Annotated in this window: 16 protein-coding genes; 9 read left to right on the top strand and 7 right to left on the bottom strand. The window is 36.0% G+C overall.

Translation table 11 applies throughout. The features are described 5' to 3' along the window. Nucleotides 1–221 precede the first annotated feature (221 nt). The 3 genes from gcvP to HOO91_04015 all read right to left on the bottom strand — a co-directional run bounded on the left by gcvP (nucleotide 222) and on the right by HOO91_04015 (nucleotide 4,504). Nucleotides 222–3,089, bottom strand: a complete 2,868-nt coding sequence (gene gcvP / locus HOO91_04025) for an aminomethyl-transferring glycine dehydrogenase (GenBank protein NOU16706.1) — start codon at nucleotides 3,087–3,089, stop codon at nucleotides 222–224. Between the two features lie 119 nt (nucleotides 3,090–3,208). Then, nucleotides 3,209–3,844: an MBL fold metallo-hydrolase gene (locus HOO91_04020; GenBank protein NOU16705.1), complete on the bottom strand. Its 636-nt coding sequence runs from the start codon at nucleotides 3,842–3,844 to the stop codon at nucleotides 3,209–3,211. 15 nt (nucleotides 3,845–3,859) lie between these two features. Then, nucleotides 3,860–4,504 carry a protein-L-isoaspartate(D-aspartate) O-methyltransferase gene (locus HOO91_04015; GenBank protein ID NOU16704.1) on the bottom strand — a complete coding sequence of 215 codons (645 nt, stop codon included), beginning with the start codon at nucleotides 4,502–4,504 and terminating at the stop codon, nucleotides 3,860–3,862. Between the two features lie 277 nt (nucleotides 4,505–4,781). Here HOO91_04015 and HOO91_04010 point away from each other — a divergent pair, with 277 nt between their 5' ends. Beyond that, complete coding sequence (locus tag HOO91_04010) at nucleotides 4,782–5,651, top strand: hypothetical protein (protein ID NOU16703.1); 870 nt, start codon at nucleotides 4,782–4,784, stop codon at nucleotides 5,649–5,651. Between the two features lie 725 nt (nucleotides 5,652–6,376). On the opposite strand, the gene HOO91_04005 is transcribed toward HOO91_04010, so the two are convergent. The 4 genes from HOO91_04005 to tgt form a co-directional block, all read right to left on the bottom strand. Next, the gene (locus HOO91_04005) at nucleotides 6,377–6,577 is read right to left on the bottom strand and encodes a hypothetical protein (protein ID NOU16702.1); all 201 of its coding nucleotides are present in this window, start codon (nucleotides 6,575–6,577) and stop codon (nucleotides 6,377–6,379) included. A gap of 83 nt (nucleotides 6,578–6,660) precedes the next feature. After that, complete coding sequence (locus HOO91_04000) at nucleotides 6,661–8,280, bottom strand: hypothetical protein (GenBank protein NOU16701.1); 1,620 nt, start codon at nucleotides 8,278–8,280, stop codon at nucleotides 6,661–6,663. A 158-nt stretch (nucleotides 8,281–8,438) separates the two neighbouring features. After that, complete coding sequence (locus HOO91_03995) at nucleotides 8,439–9,533, bottom strand: YjgP/YjgQ family permease (protein NOU16700.1); 1,095 nt, start codon at nucleotides 9,531–9,533, stop codon at nucleotides 8,439–8,441. Then, a complete protein-coding gene (gene tgt, locus HOO91_03990; GenBank protein ID NOU16699.1) occupies nucleotides 9,530–10,660 on the bottom strand; it encodes a tRNA guanosine(34) transglycosylase Tgt in 1,131 nt (376 codons plus the stop codon). Before tgt ends, HOO91_03995 begins: the two co-directional genes overlap by 4 nt. Nucleotides 10,661–10,952: 292 nt before the next feature. On the opposite strand from tgt, the gene HOO91_03985 reads away from it, so the two are divergent. The 8 genes from HOO91_03985 (at nucleotide 10,953) to HOO91_03950 (ending at nucleotide 19,081) form a co-directional block, all read left to right on the top strand. Beyond that, nucleotides 10,953–12,095, top strand: coding sequence for a glycosyltransferase (locus HOO91_03985; GenBank protein ID NOU16698.1), 1,143 nt, complete (start codon nucleotides 10,953–10,955; stop codon nucleotides 12,093–12,095). Further along, on the top strand, nucleotides 12,086–12,694 hold the full coding sequence (locus HOO91_03980) for a sigma-70 family RNA polymerase sigma factor (protein NOU16697.1): 609 nt from the start codon (nucleotides 12,086–12,088) through the stop codon (nucleotides 12,692–12,694). Before HOO91_03985 ends, HOO91_03980 begins: the two co-directional genes overlap by 10 nt. Before the next feature lie 175 nt (nucleotides 12,695–12,869). After that, entirely contained in the window at nucleotides 12,870–13,493 is a 624-nt protein-coding gene (gene rsmG, locus HOO91_03975) for a 16S rRNA (guanine(527)-N(7))-methyltransferase RsmG (GenBank protein ID NOU16696.1), read from the top strand. 124 nt (nucleotides 13,494–13,617) lie between these two features. After that, the gene (gene rpmH / locus HOO91_03970) at nucleotides 13,618–13,776 is read left to right on the top strand and encodes a 50S ribosomal protein L34 (GenBank protein ID NOU16695.1); all 159 of its coding nucleotides are present in this window, start codon (nucleotides 13,618–13,620) and stop codon (nucleotides 13,774–13,776) included. 160 nt (nucleotides 13,777–13,936) lie between these two features. Beyond that, nucleotides 13,937–15,073: a CofH family radical SAM protein gene (locus tag HOO91_03965; protein ID NOU16694.1), complete on the top strand. Its 1,137-nt coding sequence runs from the start codon at nucleotides 13,937–13,939 to the stop codon at nucleotides 15,071–15,073. 110 nt (nucleotides 15,074–15,183) lie between these two features. Then, on the top strand, nucleotides 15,184–16,062 hold the full coding sequence (locus HOO91_03960) for a PASTA domain-containing protein (protein ID NOU16693.1): 879 nt from the start codon (nucleotides 15,184–15,186) through the stop codon (nucleotides 16,060–16,062). Further along, complete coding sequence (locus HOO91_03955; GenBank protein ID NOU16692.1) at nucleotides 16,059–18,011, top strand: T9SS type A sorting domain-containing protein; 1,953 nt, start codon at nucleotides 16,059–16,061, stop codon at nucleotides 18,009–18,011. Before HOO91_03960 ends, HOO91_03955 begins: the two co-directional genes overlap by 4 nt. After that, nucleotides 18,008–19,081, top strand: coding sequence for an RluA family pseudouridine synthase (locus HOO91_03950; GenBank protein NOU16691.1), 1,074 nt, complete (start codon nucleotides 18,008–18,010; stop codon nucleotides 19,079–19,081). The genes HOO91_03955 and HOO91_03950 overlap by 4 nt, the downstream gene beginning before the upstream one ends. The last annotated feature ends 2 nt before the right edge of the window (nucleotides 19,082–19,083 follow it).

Genomic DNA, 19,083 nt, shown 5'->3' with positions numbered 1-19,083 from the left:
TGTGTTAATTATGATATTTTTTTATACATATATTGAGCTTTTTTAATAAGGTTGAAATTTCGTATAAACAATAATTTTCTACTAATGTCTGAAAATAAGGTTTTAACAATCTTAGACTCTTTCGGGTCTATCGACCCCAAAAGGTCTTGGGTTGAGGGAAAACCCACAAAATAAAAGAGTTCCGAACTTTTTGAAAGTTCGGAACTCTTTTTTCGTATTTGCTACAAGTATTCCTCAATTGGAGCACATGAGCATACTAAATTCCTATCACCATAACCAGAATCTATCTTTCCAACTGCTGGCCAGAACTTATTCCCAGCAATCCAAGGCAGTGGGAATGCTGCTTTCTGACGACCATAGGTATGGTTCCACTCATTGGCAGTAACTTCGGTGGCTGTGTGAGGAGCATTCTTAACTACGTTATCAACCTTATCGGCTTTGCCATCTTTAATATCATCAAGCTCTTTTTTAATGGTAATTAAAGTATCAACAAAGCGGTCTAGTTCTTGCTTGGATTCGCTTTCGGTTGGTTCTACCATTAAAGTTTCATGAACAGGGAATGATAGGGTAGGAGCATGGTATCCATAATCCATCAAACGACGAGCGATATCACCTGTTTCAACATCGTAGGTTGCCTTAAAATGATGGCAATCGAGGATCATCTCATGTGCAACACGTCCAGTTTCGCCAGTGTAAAGAACGCTGTAATGTCCTTTTAGGCGGGTGGCCATGTAGTTTGCATTTAGAATAGCCCACTTGGTAGCGTTTGTTAAACCTTCGCCACCTAGCATTAGGATATATCCATAGGTAATTGGCAGAACACTTGCACTTCCGTAAGGAGCAGCGGCAACGGCGGTAATAGCCTTATCACCACCAGTTCTTACAACAGGGTGTGAAGGAAGGAAGTGAGCAAGTTCCTTTGTAACAGCAATTGGACCAACACCTGGACCACCACCACCATGAGGAATTGCAAAGGTTTTATGTAAGTTGAGATGGCAAACATCAGCACCAATCTCGCCTGGGCTGGTAAGTCCAACCTGTGCGTTCATGTTAGCACCATCCATGTAAACTAGACCACCATTCTTGTGAATAATATCCATCATCTCGCGAATTTTGAACTCAAATACCCCGTGAGTGGATGGGTAGGTAACCATAAAGCATGAAAGTTTATCTTTAAGCTGTTCTGCCTTTGCCTTTAAATCATCTACGTTGATATTCCCTTTTTCATCGCAGGCAACAACTACAACCTCCATGCCTGCCATAGCAGCACTTGCAGGGTTTGTTCCATGCGCAGATGCAGGAATTAGAGCAACATTACGATGCGTGTCGCCTCTATCGATATGATACTGACGGATAACCATTAATCCAGCATATTCACCAGCTGCACCAGAGTTTGGTTGGAGCGAAACTGCTGCAAAACCAGTTATCTCGGCTAAATATTTTTCTAAATCGTGAATCATCTCCATATAACCAGCAACCTGATCCACTGGAACAAATGGGTGGATGCTTCCGAATTCTGCACGGCTAAGTGGCAACATTAAAGCAGCACCGTTAAGTTTCATAGTGCAGCTACCCAATGAAATCATACTATGGGTTAGGGAGATATCTTTACGTTCCAACTTCTTGATATACCGCATCATTTCGGTTTCGGAGTGGAACATGTTGAATACCTTCTCAGTTAAATAGCTGCTTTTACGTTTTAGGTTAGCAGGTATTTGGTTTGATTCAACGATTGCGGTGATTGCTGTTGCTTTTTTGCCATTTGCTTCGGCAAATACAGTTAAAATGCAGTTAATATCACTAACGTTGGTTAGTTCATCGAAGCTGATACCAATACTACCGTTCTCTTTATAGAAGAAATTCAACTTGTTTGCAAGTGCTTTTTCTTTAATTGTGTTTAAACTCACTGATGCTGGAAGAGAAATCTCAAGAGTATCGAAGAAACTTCTTACATTCTGTGTGTAGCCTAATTTTGTTAGTTCGGTAGCAACAATTACTGCGGCACTATGGGTGTATGAAGCAATTCTCTTAATTCCCTCTTGTCCATGATATACAGCATACATGCCAGCCATTGTGGCAAGAAGTGCTTGTGCTGTACAGATGTTTGAGGTTGCACGTTCGCGCTTGATGTGTTGCTCGCGGGTTTGCAAAGCCATACGTAACGCTTTATTGCCATGTTTATCGATTGAAACACCTATGATACGACCCGGCATACTGCGTTTGTGCTCATCTTTAGTTGCAAAGAATGCAGCGTGAGGACCGCCAAATCCCATTGGAACACCAAATCGTTGGGTTGATCCAACAACGATATCAGCTCCCCATTCACCAGGAGGTGTAATAAGGGCAAGGCTTAAAAGATCTGAGATTACAGAAACAAGAACACCTGCTTCGTGAGCTTTGGTTGTAAATTCTGCATAATCTCTAACAGTTCCTTTGGCTGATGGATACTGAACAATTGCACCAAATTCTTTTCCTGTGTAGGTGTATTGGCTGTAGCATCCTGTTACCACTTCAATTCCCAGCGGTTTTGCACGTGTAATGATGACCTCAAGATTCTGTGGGAAGATATCTCTATCAACAAAAATTACATTCTTACCATCCTTTACTGCTTGGCGACTACGAAGGTTATGCATCATAATCATTGCCTCAGCAGCTGCGGTTGATTCATCAAGAAGCGAGGCATTGGCAATTTGCATACCTGTTAAATCCATAACCATGGTTTGGTAGTTTAACAAAGCCTCTAAACGACCTTGGCTAATTTCTGCTTGGTATGGAGTATATGAAGTGTACCAACTTGGATTTTCAAATATATTGCGCATGATTACTGCTGGAGTCGCAGTACCATAATATCCCAAGCCAATAAAAGAACGGAAAATCTTGTTTTTTGCTGCTAAAGCATTGATTTTGTTTAAGTACTCATGTTCAGTTATCGGAGCAGGTAGGTTGAGAGGTCTTTTTAAGCGTATATTGGTTGGAACTGTTTGGTTAATAAGTTCATCAAGCGTTGATACGCCAATAACTTTTAACATTTCATCTAATTCGTGGTCGCGAGGACCAATATGACGTGAAACAAAGGAATCAGTTATCATTATTTTTGAATTTATAGTTTAATTGAAAATAGTTCAAAATGTGATGTAAAATTAAAAAAAGGATTGCTGATAAAAGTTGAGAAATATCAATTTCTAGAAAAAGTTTTTTGTAATTGTTGCTATCGGAGGAACGGATTGTGCTTTTTTTCATACCCAACAGTTGTGGAATCGCCATGTCCAGGGTAGACCACAACATCGTCACCCAACGGAATAAGTTTATTAATAATACTCGAAATTAATGTTTCATAGTTTCCTCCTAAATCAGTTCGACCAATAGATCCTTGGAAAAGGGTGTCACCAGAGATAAGAATTTTTGGCTCACGAAGCAGAAAGCAAACTCCACCCTTTGAGTGACCGGGCGTATGTATTACTTCAATACATGAGTTTCCAAAAGTAATTTTATCGCCATCCTTAAAAGTTTTGTCAATTACTGGTGCTTTATCCATCTCAAATCCAAACATAAGCGCCTGTGCAGGAATTGATTTAATCAGTGCAAGTTCATCGGCATGAGCGAGACATTCAACTTGATATATTTCTTTAAGTGGTTGAAGCCCTATAATATGGTCGATATGTCCATGTGTGATTAATAAGTACTTAATCTTTAGATTTTCTTTACCGACAAAATTCTTAACCTCATCAATACCCGACTGGGTATGACAACCAGCATCAATAATAACTGCTTCTTTGGTTTCATCGTAAATAATGTAAGTATTCTCTTGAAAAGGATTAAGAATTAACTGCTTGATTTGTACCATTATGTTAAATTTATACTATTGTTTTACCCCTTTTAATAAGGGAACAAAGATAAAGTTTCCATGCTTAGTTATCTTACTTTCAGTGGCACTAATTTTTTCTACTAAAGTCATTACTTGACTAGTATTGTCACCAACAGGAGCTATTAATTTCCCTCCAATATCCAGTTGTTCAATTAGTTTCTCAGGGATTTCAGGCGTTCCGGCAGTGATAATAATTTTATTGTAAGGCCCGTAGCTAGGCATTCCAAGATATCCATCCCCATAAAAGAGATGTGGACGATAACCCATTCTTTCAAGCAACGCTTTTGCTTTTAAATATAATTCCTTTTGCCTTTCAATGGTAAAAACATTTGCCCCCATTTCAATAAGAACTGCTGTTTGATACCCTGAACCGGTACCAATTTCGAGCACTTTTTCGTGGGGTTGAATGCTCAATAGTTGGGTTTGAAAAGCAACCGTGTAGGGTTGTGATATTGTTTGTCCAGCACCAATAGGGAAAGCAGAATCTTTATATGCAAAGTTGATAAAACCGCTATCCATAAAGAAATGGCGAGGCACACGATTTATTGCATCTAAAACTCGTTGATCAGAAATTCCTTTCAACCTAATTTCTTCAACCAAATTCTTTCTGAGCCCTTTATGTCTGTATGAATCCTGCATCTTGGCTATTAAGCAATAATTATCATTGCAAAGATAACAGGAGTTTTAAGATTTTAGGGTGTTACTATTTAGTTGATAAAAAGAGTTGAAAACTCCTCTTGTTTGAAGTAATTTGGAATAAGTTTGTGTAAGAAAAATTAATTGAATATTTAACGATAAAAAAAATGTATTGATTTTATTGAAATATAAATAAGATTATGAAATGTCCATGTTGATAAAGAATACCAAGCAAAATGATAACTAATACTATATTAATTTTTTATAAAAATTTATACAGATGAAAGCAGGCTTCTTTTTTCAATATCCAGTCAGTATAGAATTATTGCTTAAAATAGCAAAGAGCAATAACTTCGAATTGGTTGGGGCTTTCTTCAAAAATCATGATAGATCAATAGTTTCAAAACCATTGACTTTTGAGTCGGAGGATGAACTCCTTGTTCAAATAGATGTGGCATTCGTATTTCTTGACAGCTCCAACTATTTAAATTTTGCAGCTAAAGTGCTTAGAAGAGGGGTGAATATTTTTTTAGCAAGCCTTCCTGATTACACCCATTCAGGACTAATTGAAGTCAATGAATTGTCTCTTGAAATAGGCGTTCCAGTTGGTTTTGGCTGTGCTGGTGAAATCTTAATAAAACAAGATGAAATTATAAGTAATTACTTTATGTTACAGCTCACCCGAGATGCAGGTTTAGCTATAAGTGATGATGCTTTTTTGCGAATGCTGATATATGATATTGCCTCTTTTATTAGAATAAAACCATGTGGCTTGAGAAAACTCAGAGTTAACGGTTTGCCTCTTTTTACTAAATCACCCAAAGCCATTAACCTTCGATTGGAATATGATAATGGCAGCGTAATAGCATTAAGTTTAACAAGGGTAAATGAGCCAGAGAAATGTATGCTACGCTTCTTTTCCGGCGAAGATGGGTATTTTAAAGAATTGCCTATTTATAGTTTGGCATTTAAAGAGGATATTCTAAGAACCCCAGAATTTCTGCTTAATGATGAAGGATTCATGGCAAACCTGGAACTTTACATACAAGAAATATCTGAAAAATCAGCTTTAAGTTTTGGTATCGAGAACGCTATTGAAACTTTGAGTGTAGTTGAATCGATTGAAGGTCGCCTATATCCTATGAATTGATCCTAAGTCAGATGCTGCATTTGAGGAGACATAAAAGTAAGGTGGAAATACAAAAATCATTTTAATGTATCGTTAAGGAGGATGTTTTAAAAGGATTGATTAGAAAACATTCAAATTGAGGCATGTTTCATATACATCACCTTTTCTCAAATTTTTGGAATATCGCAAATTGCGATATTTTGTTAGGATATTTGGTTATTCAGGAATTCAAGCACCTAAATTGTAAATCAATTTGGAATTCATAGAATAGATTTTCCTTATTTGGGTGTGCTACTCTATAAAGCCCAACTACTATTATAACGTCAGTTCGATGTAAGTATAATATATTGATTCTCAGTTCACTATTAGATTGTTACTTTGTCATGCTGAACGAGGAGAAATGTCTGGGTTTTAGGCAATTAGATCCTTTGCTTCGCTCAGGATGACATCTTACATCGAACTGACGTTCTTATAGCAAATAGAATATTTGGAATCCAAACCGTAGAGAGTGGGGTTAACCACCAACGGCAAACATAGTGAAGAATAGCATGAAAAGAATATAAGAAGAGTTGGTTTGAATTTTTAAGAGTTGCTAGAATAAAATGAGGCTATTGAGAATATATTGGATGGTTGGGAGAAAAGCCTATAACTAAAAATACTATGGATTTTTATCCATAGTATCTTTAGTTCATTCAAAACAAGAGGTTGCTTCTGTTTTTTGAAGATAACCTCTGAGTGATTATGGTCTAGTAAGAATCACATGCAGGAATAGTCCCATCGGGTCCTGGAGTATCGTCAATGCAAACACCACTTTTACAGCAAAACCCTGGAGGACAAATTCCGCCGAGTGCACACATTCTTGGTACAGGTTTACCACCTTTAATGTTTTCTTGTGCAACTTTGTTTAAAAGTTTTGCACCATCGATGTTTAATAAATTTTTTAACATAAGTTATTTGTTATTATTTTACCTCGGAACTTTATAGACACCCTCGGTTTTAGTCTGTAAAATTTTTAGATATCAATCAATTGTTATTGCTTTTCCGTAATTAATTCTTGATTTATTTGATCATTAGCGTGATTTTCAATAAGGTCTTCGATAAAAAACAATAGATCTGTTCTTTCGTACTCCTTTGGGAACTCCCTGCCATTTACAAAAATTTCAGGGGTGAAATCAACATTGTTATCTAAACACCATTTCCGTTCCTCTAATAGGATAGTATTAAATTTGCTATTCTCCGTTTCTCCCCATTTTTGAATCCATTTAGCAGGTGCTATATCACCATAAATATCATCTAAAGCTTCCATACATTTACTTTCACCCGATACATGAAATATTTCCAATAACCGACTACATATTCTAGCAGAAAAACTGCTTGTTGAATTCGTATTTATATTAAATCGTATTGTAATTTGAACATTATTATCAGCCAATGTCAGAATTTTCCCTATCATGGTATGCACCTCCTTACAATAGCCGCATAAAGGAGAGGTGATGAAACATAAATTAAGAGGAGTATTTCTATTGCCAAAACTGATTTCAGAAATCCCTTTGATTTTAGCATCTACCTTTGGGTTAGAGGCAATAATTTTTTTATACAGAGAAAAATTTCGTTTAAATCGATAGTGCTTGGCTTTAATTTCATGGAAATTCTTTTCTGCTATGATTTTTGGAGCAGCAAAGCCCCATAAAATTGATGAAAATACGATTGAGAATAATACTATCAAAATAGAATTATTCTCCATGGATAATAAACTATTGTGCTTGTAAAATATTACGGATAAGGCTTGTAACCATAAAATGCCAACTATAGAAAGGCATAATGGGCACCACTTTTTTACAATCCAGAACTGGTAAAATATCGAATAAATTGTAAATGGTATTGCGATGCCCGAAATTAGAACGATTCCTATTGGGTTTGAATGAGAAAATACACAAAACATCCAAATCAAGGATAAGGACATAAAATACACTATACCTACATCGCTGAGTTTTATTTCCCCAAACAGCTTTGCCCCTGATGAATTCATTACGGCATCACAACCAGATACTTCATTATTCTCCAAACATATTTTGTCAAGGATGTTCGATTGTATACCCATTTCATACATAATAATTAACCAGCACACAACAATTCCTAAAAGTGAAAGTGAGAAATGGGAGAATTCAAAAATGCCAGCATTACTATTGATAAATATACCAAGGACTATAATAATTAAAACGCCAACAGATATTTCCCGATATTTAGATAACTGCTTATTTGAAGGCAATGGGTTTTTTTCAATTGCTACAATTACTCCTGTCCATATTTCCAGAAAACTCTCCTGCGAAAGTTTCTGTTTATCTAAAGAGTCGTAATAAATAGTAATGTTATTCTCATTGTTTTCTACATAAACAAAAAGTTCCTGTCCATCTCTTTTTGTTTGGGCAATAAAAGTATGAGGTAATTGGCATAAAACTGTTTTGTTAACAGGAATTTCAATGGCAGAGCATTCTTTAACAAAGTGCTGTAAAGAACCTGTAACAGCTCGCAAACTAGGATAAAATGGATTGCTGTTTAATTGAAAAATCAGCTCTTTTTTATTAATAACATAGTTGTTTGAGCGAAGTAATTTGTGAATAATAAAAATAAATGAATCATTAATGGGCATATTATATATTATTTATGATATAATATATTATTCGGACTAATCCGTACAATACATACGTATTGATAATTAGTACGACTAGGTGCTAATTATATTGTCAAAAATAATAAATAATATGGTATATTGGCGGATAGTTATGTGAAAAACAGATTTTGCGTATCTTATTTTGGTGCCATTCTGTAAAGCCCAACTGCTATAATAGCAAATAGAATATTTGGGATCCAAACCGCAGAGAGTGGGGTTAATGAACCACCAACGGCAAACATGGTGGAGAATCGCATGAAGAGGATGTAAGAGAAGCTAATAGCTAAACCAAGACCAATATGTAAACCTATACCACCTCTTACCTTTCGGGACGATAGGGATACTCCTATTAACGTTAAAATAAAGGTTGAGAAAGGGAATGCAAGTCTGCTGTGTTTTTCTATTAAAAACACATCAATGGTATCGGCACCTTGAAGGCGCTGTTGGTCTATGAATTCATTTAATTGGAAAAGATTCATGGTTTCAACAACGCTTGTTCTCATTGTAAAATCTTTGGGGGTAATAAAGATAGAAGTATCAATCCTTTCTCCTTTTTTAATATCCTGACCTTCTGCAAGATATGTTCTTATGTAATAGTTTTGAACTGCCCATTTTCCCTTAGTAGAATCCCATCGTGCGTAGTCCGACATTAGCTTTGACTGTAATTTTCCATCCACAAAATGTTCAAGAGAGAATTTATAGCCAGTTTGGCTAAATGAGTTATAGGCTTCCATGTATACAAAAACCCCTGGGCGAACCTGCTTATGGATGTTGTGATCGCTATTCTGAAAAGGCCTTTTTATGTAAGTATTCTCAAAATCTAGCCTCACTCGATTTGCTGGCGGTATAATAAAGCTTGTGAGAAAAAATGAAAAGACAGCGATAATTGTTGCTGAAATAAAGTATGGGTACATCAGCCGTTTGAAGCTGACACCACTGCTAAGAATTGCAATTATCTCAGTGTTATAGGCCATTTTCGATGTAAAGAAAATAACTGCAATAAAAGTAAATAGTGAGCTGAATAGGTTAGCAAAATAGGGTATGAAGTTAAGGTAGTATTTGAATACGATATAACTCAGTGGAGGTTTCTTTTCCATGAAATCATCCAATTTCTCTGAAATATCAAAAACTACTGCAATACCTACTATAAGAGCAATAGCAAACAGATAAGTTCCAATAAACTTACGAATTATGTAATAGTCAATTGTTTTTAATCTGTATTTTTCTCTCATAATCGCGCTGATAATTTTTTAACCATTTGATTTTTCCATGCTGCAAAATCATCTTGCAAAATATGTTCGCGAGCCTCTTTTACCAGCCAAAGGTAAAATCCTAAATTATGAATACTTGCAATTTGTGGGCCAAGCATTTCAGCCGAAATAAATAGATGCCTTAAATATGCTTTGGAATATCTTATATCAACAAAAGATAGACCATTTGGATCAATTGATGAAAAATCGTCCTTCCATTTTTGGTTGCGAATATTTATAATCCCTTCACTAGTAAAAAGCATGCCGTTCCTACCATTTCTGGTTGGCATAACGCAGTCAAACATATCCACCCCAAGAGCAATTCCTTCGAGGATGTTTTCTGGTGTTCCAACCCCCATCAAATAGCGAGGTTTATCTTTAGGGAGAATTTCGTTTACAACATCAACCATTTCATACATAACCTCGGCAGGCTCTCCAACCGACAGGCCACCAATCGCATTCCCTTCGCGGTTTAACTCAGCTATATATTCTGCTGCTCTGCGACGTAAATCAGGGTATACACATCCTTGTACGATTGGGAAAATAGTTTGACCATAACCATACTTGGGTTCAGTACTATCGAATTGTTTAATGCACCTATCGAGCCAGTGCTGAGTTAAATCAAGCGATTTACGTGCATATTCAAAATCGGAGTTACCCGGTGGGCACTCATCGAATGCCATAATAATATCCGCTCCAATAATTCGCTGGATATCAACGACGTATTCGGGTGTAAATTTGTGTTTTGAGCCATCAATATGGGAACGGAACGTGGCTCCTTCGCGTGTTAGTTTTCTATTTTCGGTAAGAGAAAAAACCTGATACCCACCACTATCCGTAAGGATTGGACGATTCCAGCTCGAAAATTTATGTAAACCGCCCGCAGCTTCAAGAACCTCTAATCCTGGACGTAGGTACAAATGATAGGTATTCCCTAAGATTATCTGAGCATTAATATCATTCTCCAGATCCTGATGATTAATACCTTTTACGCTTCCAACCGTGCCAACAGGCATAAAAATTGGAGTTAATATCTCACCATGATCTGTTGCAATTTTCCCTGCACGAGCTTTTGACGATCTGTCAGTATGTTCAAGTATAAAATCCATTAGCCCAATTTTTCAGGGTCAAAGATAATTAAAAACATTGTTGAAAATAATTTGCTTCAAATTCATCATTAGGGTACAATTTATTGTTGAATTATCTATTAAAATATAGAATTTTGCTGAAATAAAAAGTAGGACTTTGATCAGCCAATACTATATTGATAATTCAATGAAAACGAACAATTTAATATTATAAGCTGTTTCTATTAACAAATCTTGATTTAACAATACAAACTCATGTTGGTAAACACAAAAATGTTTAATATCATTGTCGTCGTTTTAATAAGACTTTACCGTGAGAGAAATAATTTCAAATTCAACTATTTACGAATTAGTACTAGTTTCAATTTTTATCATCTCCTTTCTAATTCAGCTATATTACTATCTTGGAATTTACCTAAAAGTAGTATTACACAAAAATAAATTGGAAGAGCATTTAACACCTAGACTACCTATTTCGGTAATAATTTGCGCCCGAGATGAAGAGGAAAATTTATTATCCTTTTTGCCTTCCGTTATGGAGCAGGAATATCCTGACTTTGAGGTAGTTGTTGTTAACGATTGTTCGTCTGATAATAGCGAATATACGCTTGAAGCGCTTGCGAAAAAATACGATAACCTTCGGATAACGACAATAAAGCAGGATGAGAAATTTACCCATAACAAAAAGTTAGCCCTAACTGTTGGTATTAAAGCAGCTAAAAATGATTGGCTCGTTTTAACTGATGCGGATTGTAGACCCAATAGTAAGAAGTGGCTTTCATCAATAGCTGATGGGTTTTCTGATAATTGTGAGATTGTATTAGGTTATGGAGGTTTTTTTGAGGAAAAAGGATTTTTAAATAAAATCATTCGATTTGATGGGCTATTTATAGCAATGCAATATTTGGGATTTGCACTAAACGGTAGACCATACATGGGTGTAGGTAGAAATTTGGCATACAGAAAAGATCTGTTTTTTAAGAATAAAGGATTTGCCTCACATGCTCATCTCTGTTCTGGTGATGACGACCTGTTTATCAATGAGGTAGCAAAAGATTCTAACACAAGAGTTGAATTTAGACATGATGCGCATACTAGAACCATTCCCAGAGATACCTATGAGCGATGGGTGAATCAGAAGCGTAGACACCTCACGACTTCAAAAAGATATAATCTATTATCTAAGATAATGTTAAGTGGTGAAATTACCTCCCGAATTTTATTTTTTGGTTCTACAATTGCTTTACTAGCGATGGTTTACTATCCATGGGTTATTGGTAGCGCCTTCATTTTGCGGTGGGTAGTGCAACTATCAATAATAAAAGGAGTGATGAATCGTTTGAGTGAAAAGAAATTATTGCTACTTTCGCTATTTTACGATTTCTATTCGCTCTTCTTCTATGGAGGGTTATTATTACTAAATCGTTTAAATCCTCGGAAGCCAACATGGAGATAAATTCTAATCTATCAGAAAAAGCCAAATTCGATCTAGTATTGGTAGACCAAGCCATTCAAGGTGATCAAAAGGCCTACGCTGAATTACTTGATAGATATAAGGATGCCATTTACTTTATGTTGCTGAAAATGGTTAATAATAAGAGTGATGCAGAGGATTTAACAATTGAGGCTTTCGGAAAAGCATTTAAAAACATCCACCAATACACTCCAAATTACGCTTTTAGCACATGGTTATTTAAAATAGCAACAAATAATTGTATCGACTTTATCCGAAAAAAGAAAGCGAATCTTATTTCCATTGACAATACTGCGGAGGATCAGGAGGGCCCTATCTCATCCCCAACCGCACATTTACAATCGAGTAACCTCGATCCTGAAGAGCAGCTGATCAAAGAGCAAAATATTAAACTAATTCAAGAGGTTGTTGGAAAACTCAAACCAAGATATCGTAAGTTAATTGAATTAAGATACTTTAGCGAGTTTTCATATGAGGAGATAGCAGATGAACTCGGTCTTCCTATTGGAACGGTTAAAGCGCAGTTGTTCAGAGCTCGTGAACTACTCTTCAATATTCTTAAAAATAGTCCCCGTCATTAAATAACCGAATTTGTTTGCTGTAATCTAGTGGTTGCCATATCATTGATTAATTGAAACAATACTAGAAAATTAGCTAAAAAGTCATTATTAGACAACCAATAAAAGCAAATTATCCCATGACTATAGCAATTTTTCTAAAAGTCAGATAAATTACTTCGATATTATTAGTTTAACCATGAATCAAATAATCAAATATTTTCCAGAGTTAAATTCCATTCAACGTCAGCAATTACTGCAACTTGAACCACTGTATAGGGATTGGAATTTACGTATCAATGTAATTTCTAGGAAAGATATTGAGAATATTTATATTCACCATGTTCTTCACTCACTAGCTATAGCAAAGGTTATATCTTTTGCAAAAAACACGAAGATTTTGGATGTTGGAACTGGGGGTGGTTTTCCTGGAATTCCATTGGCAATTTTTTTCCCTTACTGTAAATTTACCCTGATTGACTCTATAGGAAAGAAGGTTATTGTGGCGAATGAAATAGCCCAATCGCTTGGTTTAGCTAATGTTAAGGTTCTAAAAGCTCGTGCAGAAGAATTAGATGGCGAATACGATTTTGTTATTACCCGTGCAGTTGCCCCTTTATCAACAATCGCTAATTGGGTTCAGAAACTTGTTAAACCGGGAGGTTTAAATCAACTTCCTAATGGAATTATAGCGTTAAAGGGGGGTGATTTAAAGGAAGAACTTGCCCCTTTTAAAAAGGATTTAACAAAGTGGGATATTGAATTTTTTTTTGAAGAGGAGTATTTTGAAGGAAAATCAATTATATTTGTCCCCCGCAAATAGAATTTTGATTGATGTTTTTTTACTTTCAAAAAAAGTTTATCTTTGCAGTCTCAAAAAAAGTTCTGGTGATGAACTTATTGTATTGAAAATCACAAGTAGTAGAAAAATATAAAAGCATAAAGCAATGAAAAGAACGTTCCAACCCTCAAACAGAAAGAGGAAAAATAAACATGGTTTCCGCGAGCGTATGGCAACCCCAAATGGAAGAAGAGTGTTGGCCGCTCGTCGTGCTAAAGGAAGAAAGAGACTTACTGTTTCTGACGAACCAAGTCACAAAAGGTAATACCATATAGGAAAACATTTGAAAGGCAGGTTGTGACCTGCCTTTTTATTTTATTGCAAATTCACTCCACTATAAAAAAGAATTTACCTTTTACTACTATTTTATCTTTTCCAGAACAAATCTTGGCTACTTTTGTATTCCTATTAAAAATAGTTAGAGAATGGATCCTCATAGAAACTTAGATTTAAGTGCTTTTATAAAAAAGAATAAGTTCGTTGAACCATTAGCTTCAATATCGAGCAAAATATTAAAAGGAGGACGAATAACCATTTCCGAAACTGTTCAGCTTTATGAAAATGCTGATTTGGGTTTATTAAGTATGTTAGCAAATTATGTTCGTGATATAAAAAATGGAAATCACGTCTACTTTAATAAGAATTTTCATATCGAGCCAACAAATACATGTATCTACAATTGTAAATTCTGTTCATACCACAAAGCGGCAAGTGATCCTGAGAGTTGGGAGATGACACTAAATGAAATTGCAAAACTTGCCGAAAGCTATGAAGGAAAAAGCATTACCGAAGTACATGTTGTTGGGGGTGTTCATCCTAAATGGGATATTGGCTACTATGGAAAAATAATTAAGAGCATCAAGAAAGTGCTGCCCAATGTGCACGTAAAAGCCTTTTCTGCAATTGAATTGGAGTATGTTATAAAAAAAGCAAATCTCAGCCATCGAGAAGGAATGAAGAAATTAAAAGGGTATGGATTGGATTCCATTCCAGGAGGAGGTGCTGAAATATTTGATCCCGAAGTTCGCGAAAAAATATGTTCCGATAAAGCTACAGGCCGGCAATGGCTTGAGGTTCATGAGGCTGCACATTTAGAAGGAGTGCCCTCGAATGCGACAATGCTCTATGGGCATATCGAAAGTTATAAGCACCGTGCTGAGCACATGTATGCTATTCGGAATCTTCAAGATAGAACCGGAGGTTTTAACTGCTTTATTCCTTTAAAGTTTAGGGCGCAACATAACAAACTAGGTTATCTTGGAGAGGTAGAAACGGTTGAAGATTTAAGAAATTTTGCAGTTTCTAGAATATTCTTCGATAATATCAACCACATTAAGGCCTATTGGCCAATGCTGGGGAAGCAAAATACAAAGTTAGCAATCTCTTTTGGGGTTGATGATATTGATGGAACAATTGATGATACAACAAAGATTTACTCAATGGCAGGAGCAGAGGATCAAAAACCCTCTATGACCGTTGAAATGCTTACTGATATTATAAAAAATTCGGGTAAAACTCCTGTTGAAAGAGATTCTCTTTACAATATTATTAAGTACTATTAATACCAAAATGCGTAATAGCATAGTTATTTAGGCATATAATTATAATTTTGTCATAGATTATTTAATCAGTTTTCTTAAGTTTTATTGCTTGAAATAAGTTAAGTTCAGTCATGTTGGAGTATTTTAAAAAGATAATTAAAAGGGTATACTCAAACTATAACGTTCAAACCGTTCTATACCCTTTAGGTTTTATGATTGGCTCGGTCCTTCTGTTTTTTATTTTTTTATTCATTTTCACTCGTCATGGACAAAGTTATCCTGTTCCAAGTTTTAGCGGGTTGAAACACAACGAAGTGGTTAAACTGGCTAAAAAGTATAAGTTAAGGGCGGAGATAGCCGATTCGGTTTATATTCTAACACGTAAACCAGGAACGGTTGTTGACCAGATCCCAATTGCAGGTACCAAAGTAAAGCAGAATCGCCGAGTACTTCTTACCATTAATGCTCGCAATCCTAAGAAGGTTGAGATGCCTAATATTGTTGGTGTTACACTTCGTCAAGCAAAAGGAATTCTTGACCAACAAGGACTTATAGTTGGCAATTTAGTTTTTGTTCCAGATATTGCAGTGAACAATATTCTTGAACAAAAATTCAAAGGAAAATTCCTTGAACCCGGCACTATGATTCCTAAAGGTTCGAGGATAGATTTGGTTTTGGGTAGGGGTATGCAAAACGAAAAAGGAGGACTTCCCTTGCTAATAGGTCTTAATCAGAGTGAATCGAGAAGTAGATTAATTGATGCTTCCTTAAATTTAGGTCAGGTTAGGTACGATGAAACAATAAAAGACTACAAGGACACGTTGAATGCAATGGTGTATAGTCAGTACCCTGCATACTCTGAGGAATCAAATTCTATTAGCTTTGGCGCAAGGGTTGATATCTGGTTAACTCTAAATGAGTCAAGAGTTCCAAAGATTAAGGCAGAGTTGGGACTTGATTCATCATATATAAAGATTGATACTACAAAAATTGATGATATAGTTGAATGAGAACAGGCTTTTTACTTTTTTTGATTCTATTAATTGGACAATCTGTAAATTCTTATGGACAGGAAATGCTATTAGATCTGCAAACACTACCCATTAAGGATGTTAAGGTTACTAAAATAAAAGCTAAAGTCAAGTCAAGTTCGTTGCTAACTGTACCTTTCTTTGATGATTTTTCGAAAGGATTAGATTACCCTGATCCGGATAAGTGGACAAATTCATATGTGTTTATAAATCAAACCTATCCCATTAACCCTCCGACTATCGGAGTTGCTACGTTTGATGCAATAAATCAGAAAGGCGAACTTTACAAGTACCTTTCAACAACTTCGCAGATTGCAGACACTCTATCATCACAACCCATTGATCTAAATTTTCCAGAAAGTGACAGCATATATTTTTCGTTTCAATACCAACCAAAAGGGTTAGGGAAGGCACCACAACCAAATGATTCACTTGTAGTTGAATTCCTGTCGAATCAAGATAATAAATGGATTCGTGCTTGGTCGGTTTCAGCGGATTTTACGAATAATATTGTACATGAAAAGCATCAACTATATAAAAAAGTGGTTGCTCAAAAAGCGATCGATATCTCGAATCATTTTTTTAATGTGATGATCCCTATTAAGGATGTTCGCTTCCTAAAGACAGGATTCCGGCTGAGATTTGTGAACTATGCATCTTTACCCTTGAATATTCAAATACCCAGCTTAAGGGGTAATGGCGATCATTGGCATATCGATTTAGTATATATCAACAAAAATCGTTCAAATGCTGATACTTTACTTAGAGATATTTCATTTAGTAAACCTTTAAAATCATTACTAAAGAATTACGAATCAATTCCCTGGAAACATTTTAATGGTGTAGCCAAACAATCTGAGTTGGCAAATCCATTAACTTTCGATATTACTTATAAAAATCTTGGTCAAGAGACATGGAACGTAACTCGAAAATATATTATTACCGATCAATCTGAACCGAGCGTTCCCTTCCTTTTCTCAGGAGGTGCAGACAATATAACCTTTTTGGAAACATTTTACCATTCTCGAGAATTTGAATACCCTTTTTCATCAAATTGGGAGGATTCAGCTAAATATACGATGGAGAGTTTTCTTGTAACCGATCTTGATGATAGCACAAGATACCTTCGGTGGAACGATACAACTAGGTATACCCAACAATTTCTCAACTACTACGCCTACGATGATGGTTCTGCTGAGAATGGTTATGGGATTTACGGTGAGGGTAGTCAGACAGGAATGGTAGCACAGAAATTTTACTCTTACGTCGAAGATTCTCTAAAAGGAGTTTGGATTTATTTTAACCGTATACACGCTGATACATTGCTTCATTACTATCCTGAACAGGTTTCTTTTAAACTAACGGTATGGAAGGATTTAAATGGCAAACCTGGTGATACTCTGTATCAGAAAATAGGATTAAAACCCATTTATAAGAATGGCTTGAATAAGTTTATTCTCTATGCAGTGGATAAACCATTGAAAATTGGAGGTGATTTTTGGGTGGGATGGGTAAATACTTCTACTGATATGCTCAACGTGGGTTTTGATTTAAATAATGTTCATAACGATAAACTTTACTACAATCTTACTGGAGAATGGACGAAATCACAATTCGAGGGGTCTCTTATGATTCGACCTGTATTCGGTAATCTTACCCATAATCCTACTATAGTTGAAAAACTAACAACTCCCGCTGATTTTACTATTTACCCAAATCCAGCATCGAATTTTATAAATCTGAATATTGATGAGGACGCTAAACCCGAATTGATAAGGGTTTTTAACCTTTCAGGACAAGTTGTTATAAGTAAATTGTATCAAAGCAATAGTGTCGATTTAGGAAATCTTTCCACTGGAATTTACATGTTCCAGCTAACATTTCACAACAGAACTACAACCACTAAAAAGTTGGTAATCATAAAATGATCAACCCTAAAGATTCACTTACCGATCCTGACGATGAGCTCGATGAAGCCTCGGAGGAGCAATCGGAATTATTCGAACATTTCCATTTTGATGTTGACCCAGGTCAGGCAATGCTTAGGATAGACAAATTTCTAACCGGCAAAATTCATCAAATATCGAGGAATAGAATTCAAGCAGCCGCTGATGCTGATAATATCCTAGTCAATGGAAAGGCTGTGAAATCATCCTATAAAGTCAAGCCGTTTGATTCCATTTCTATCGTGATGGCTTATCCGCCTAGGGATACGGATATCAAGCCAGAGAATATACCCTTAAATATTCTCTTTGAGGACGATGACCTAATAGTCGTTGATAAAGAACCAGGGATGGTTGTGCACCCAGCGCATGGAAATTTTTCGGGAACATTGGTAAACGCATTAATGTACCATCTAAAAGATGTTCCACTTTTTAGTTCTGGAGAAGTTCGCCCGGGTTTGGTTCACAGAATTGATAAGAACACAAGCGGGATTTTGGTGATTGCTAAAAGCGAAATTGCCATGAACCGATTGGCTAAGCAATTCTTTGATCGAACATCATCGCGCCAGTATATTACTTTGGTATGGGGCAATTTGGATGCCGATGAGGGAACTATTACAGGCCATATCGGTCGTAGTATTCGTGATAGGAAAAAAATGCAAGTTTTCCCCGAAGGAGATCAAGGTAAACATGCCGTAACTCATTGGAAAGTAGTGGAACGCTTAGGTTATGTGAACCTTGTAGAGTGTAAACTCGAAACAGGTAGAACTCATCAGATAAGGGCTCATTTTGAGTATGTTCGCCACCCAGTGTTTAATGATGATCGATATGGTGGAAATATTATTGTTAAGGGAACAGTGTTTACTAAATACCGACAATTTGTTGATAATTGCTTCGCACTTTGTCCCAGACATGCGCTTCATGCTAAATCCTTGGGTTTTAAACATCCTACATCAGGCAAAGAAATGTATTTTGAATCTGAATTACCTGCCGATATGAAAAACGTTATTGAAAAATGGCGGAACTACGTTGCTGGCAGAGAAATTGTGGAATAGTA

Source organism: Bacteroidales bacterium (genome assembly GCA_013141385.1).
Taxonomy (GTDB): Bacteria; Bacteroidota; Bacteroidia; order Bacteroidales; family Tenuifilaceae; genus UBA8529.
The sequence above is the reverse complement of the archived record's forward strand: the minus strand, read 5'-3'. Positions and strand labels throughout refer to the sequence as shown.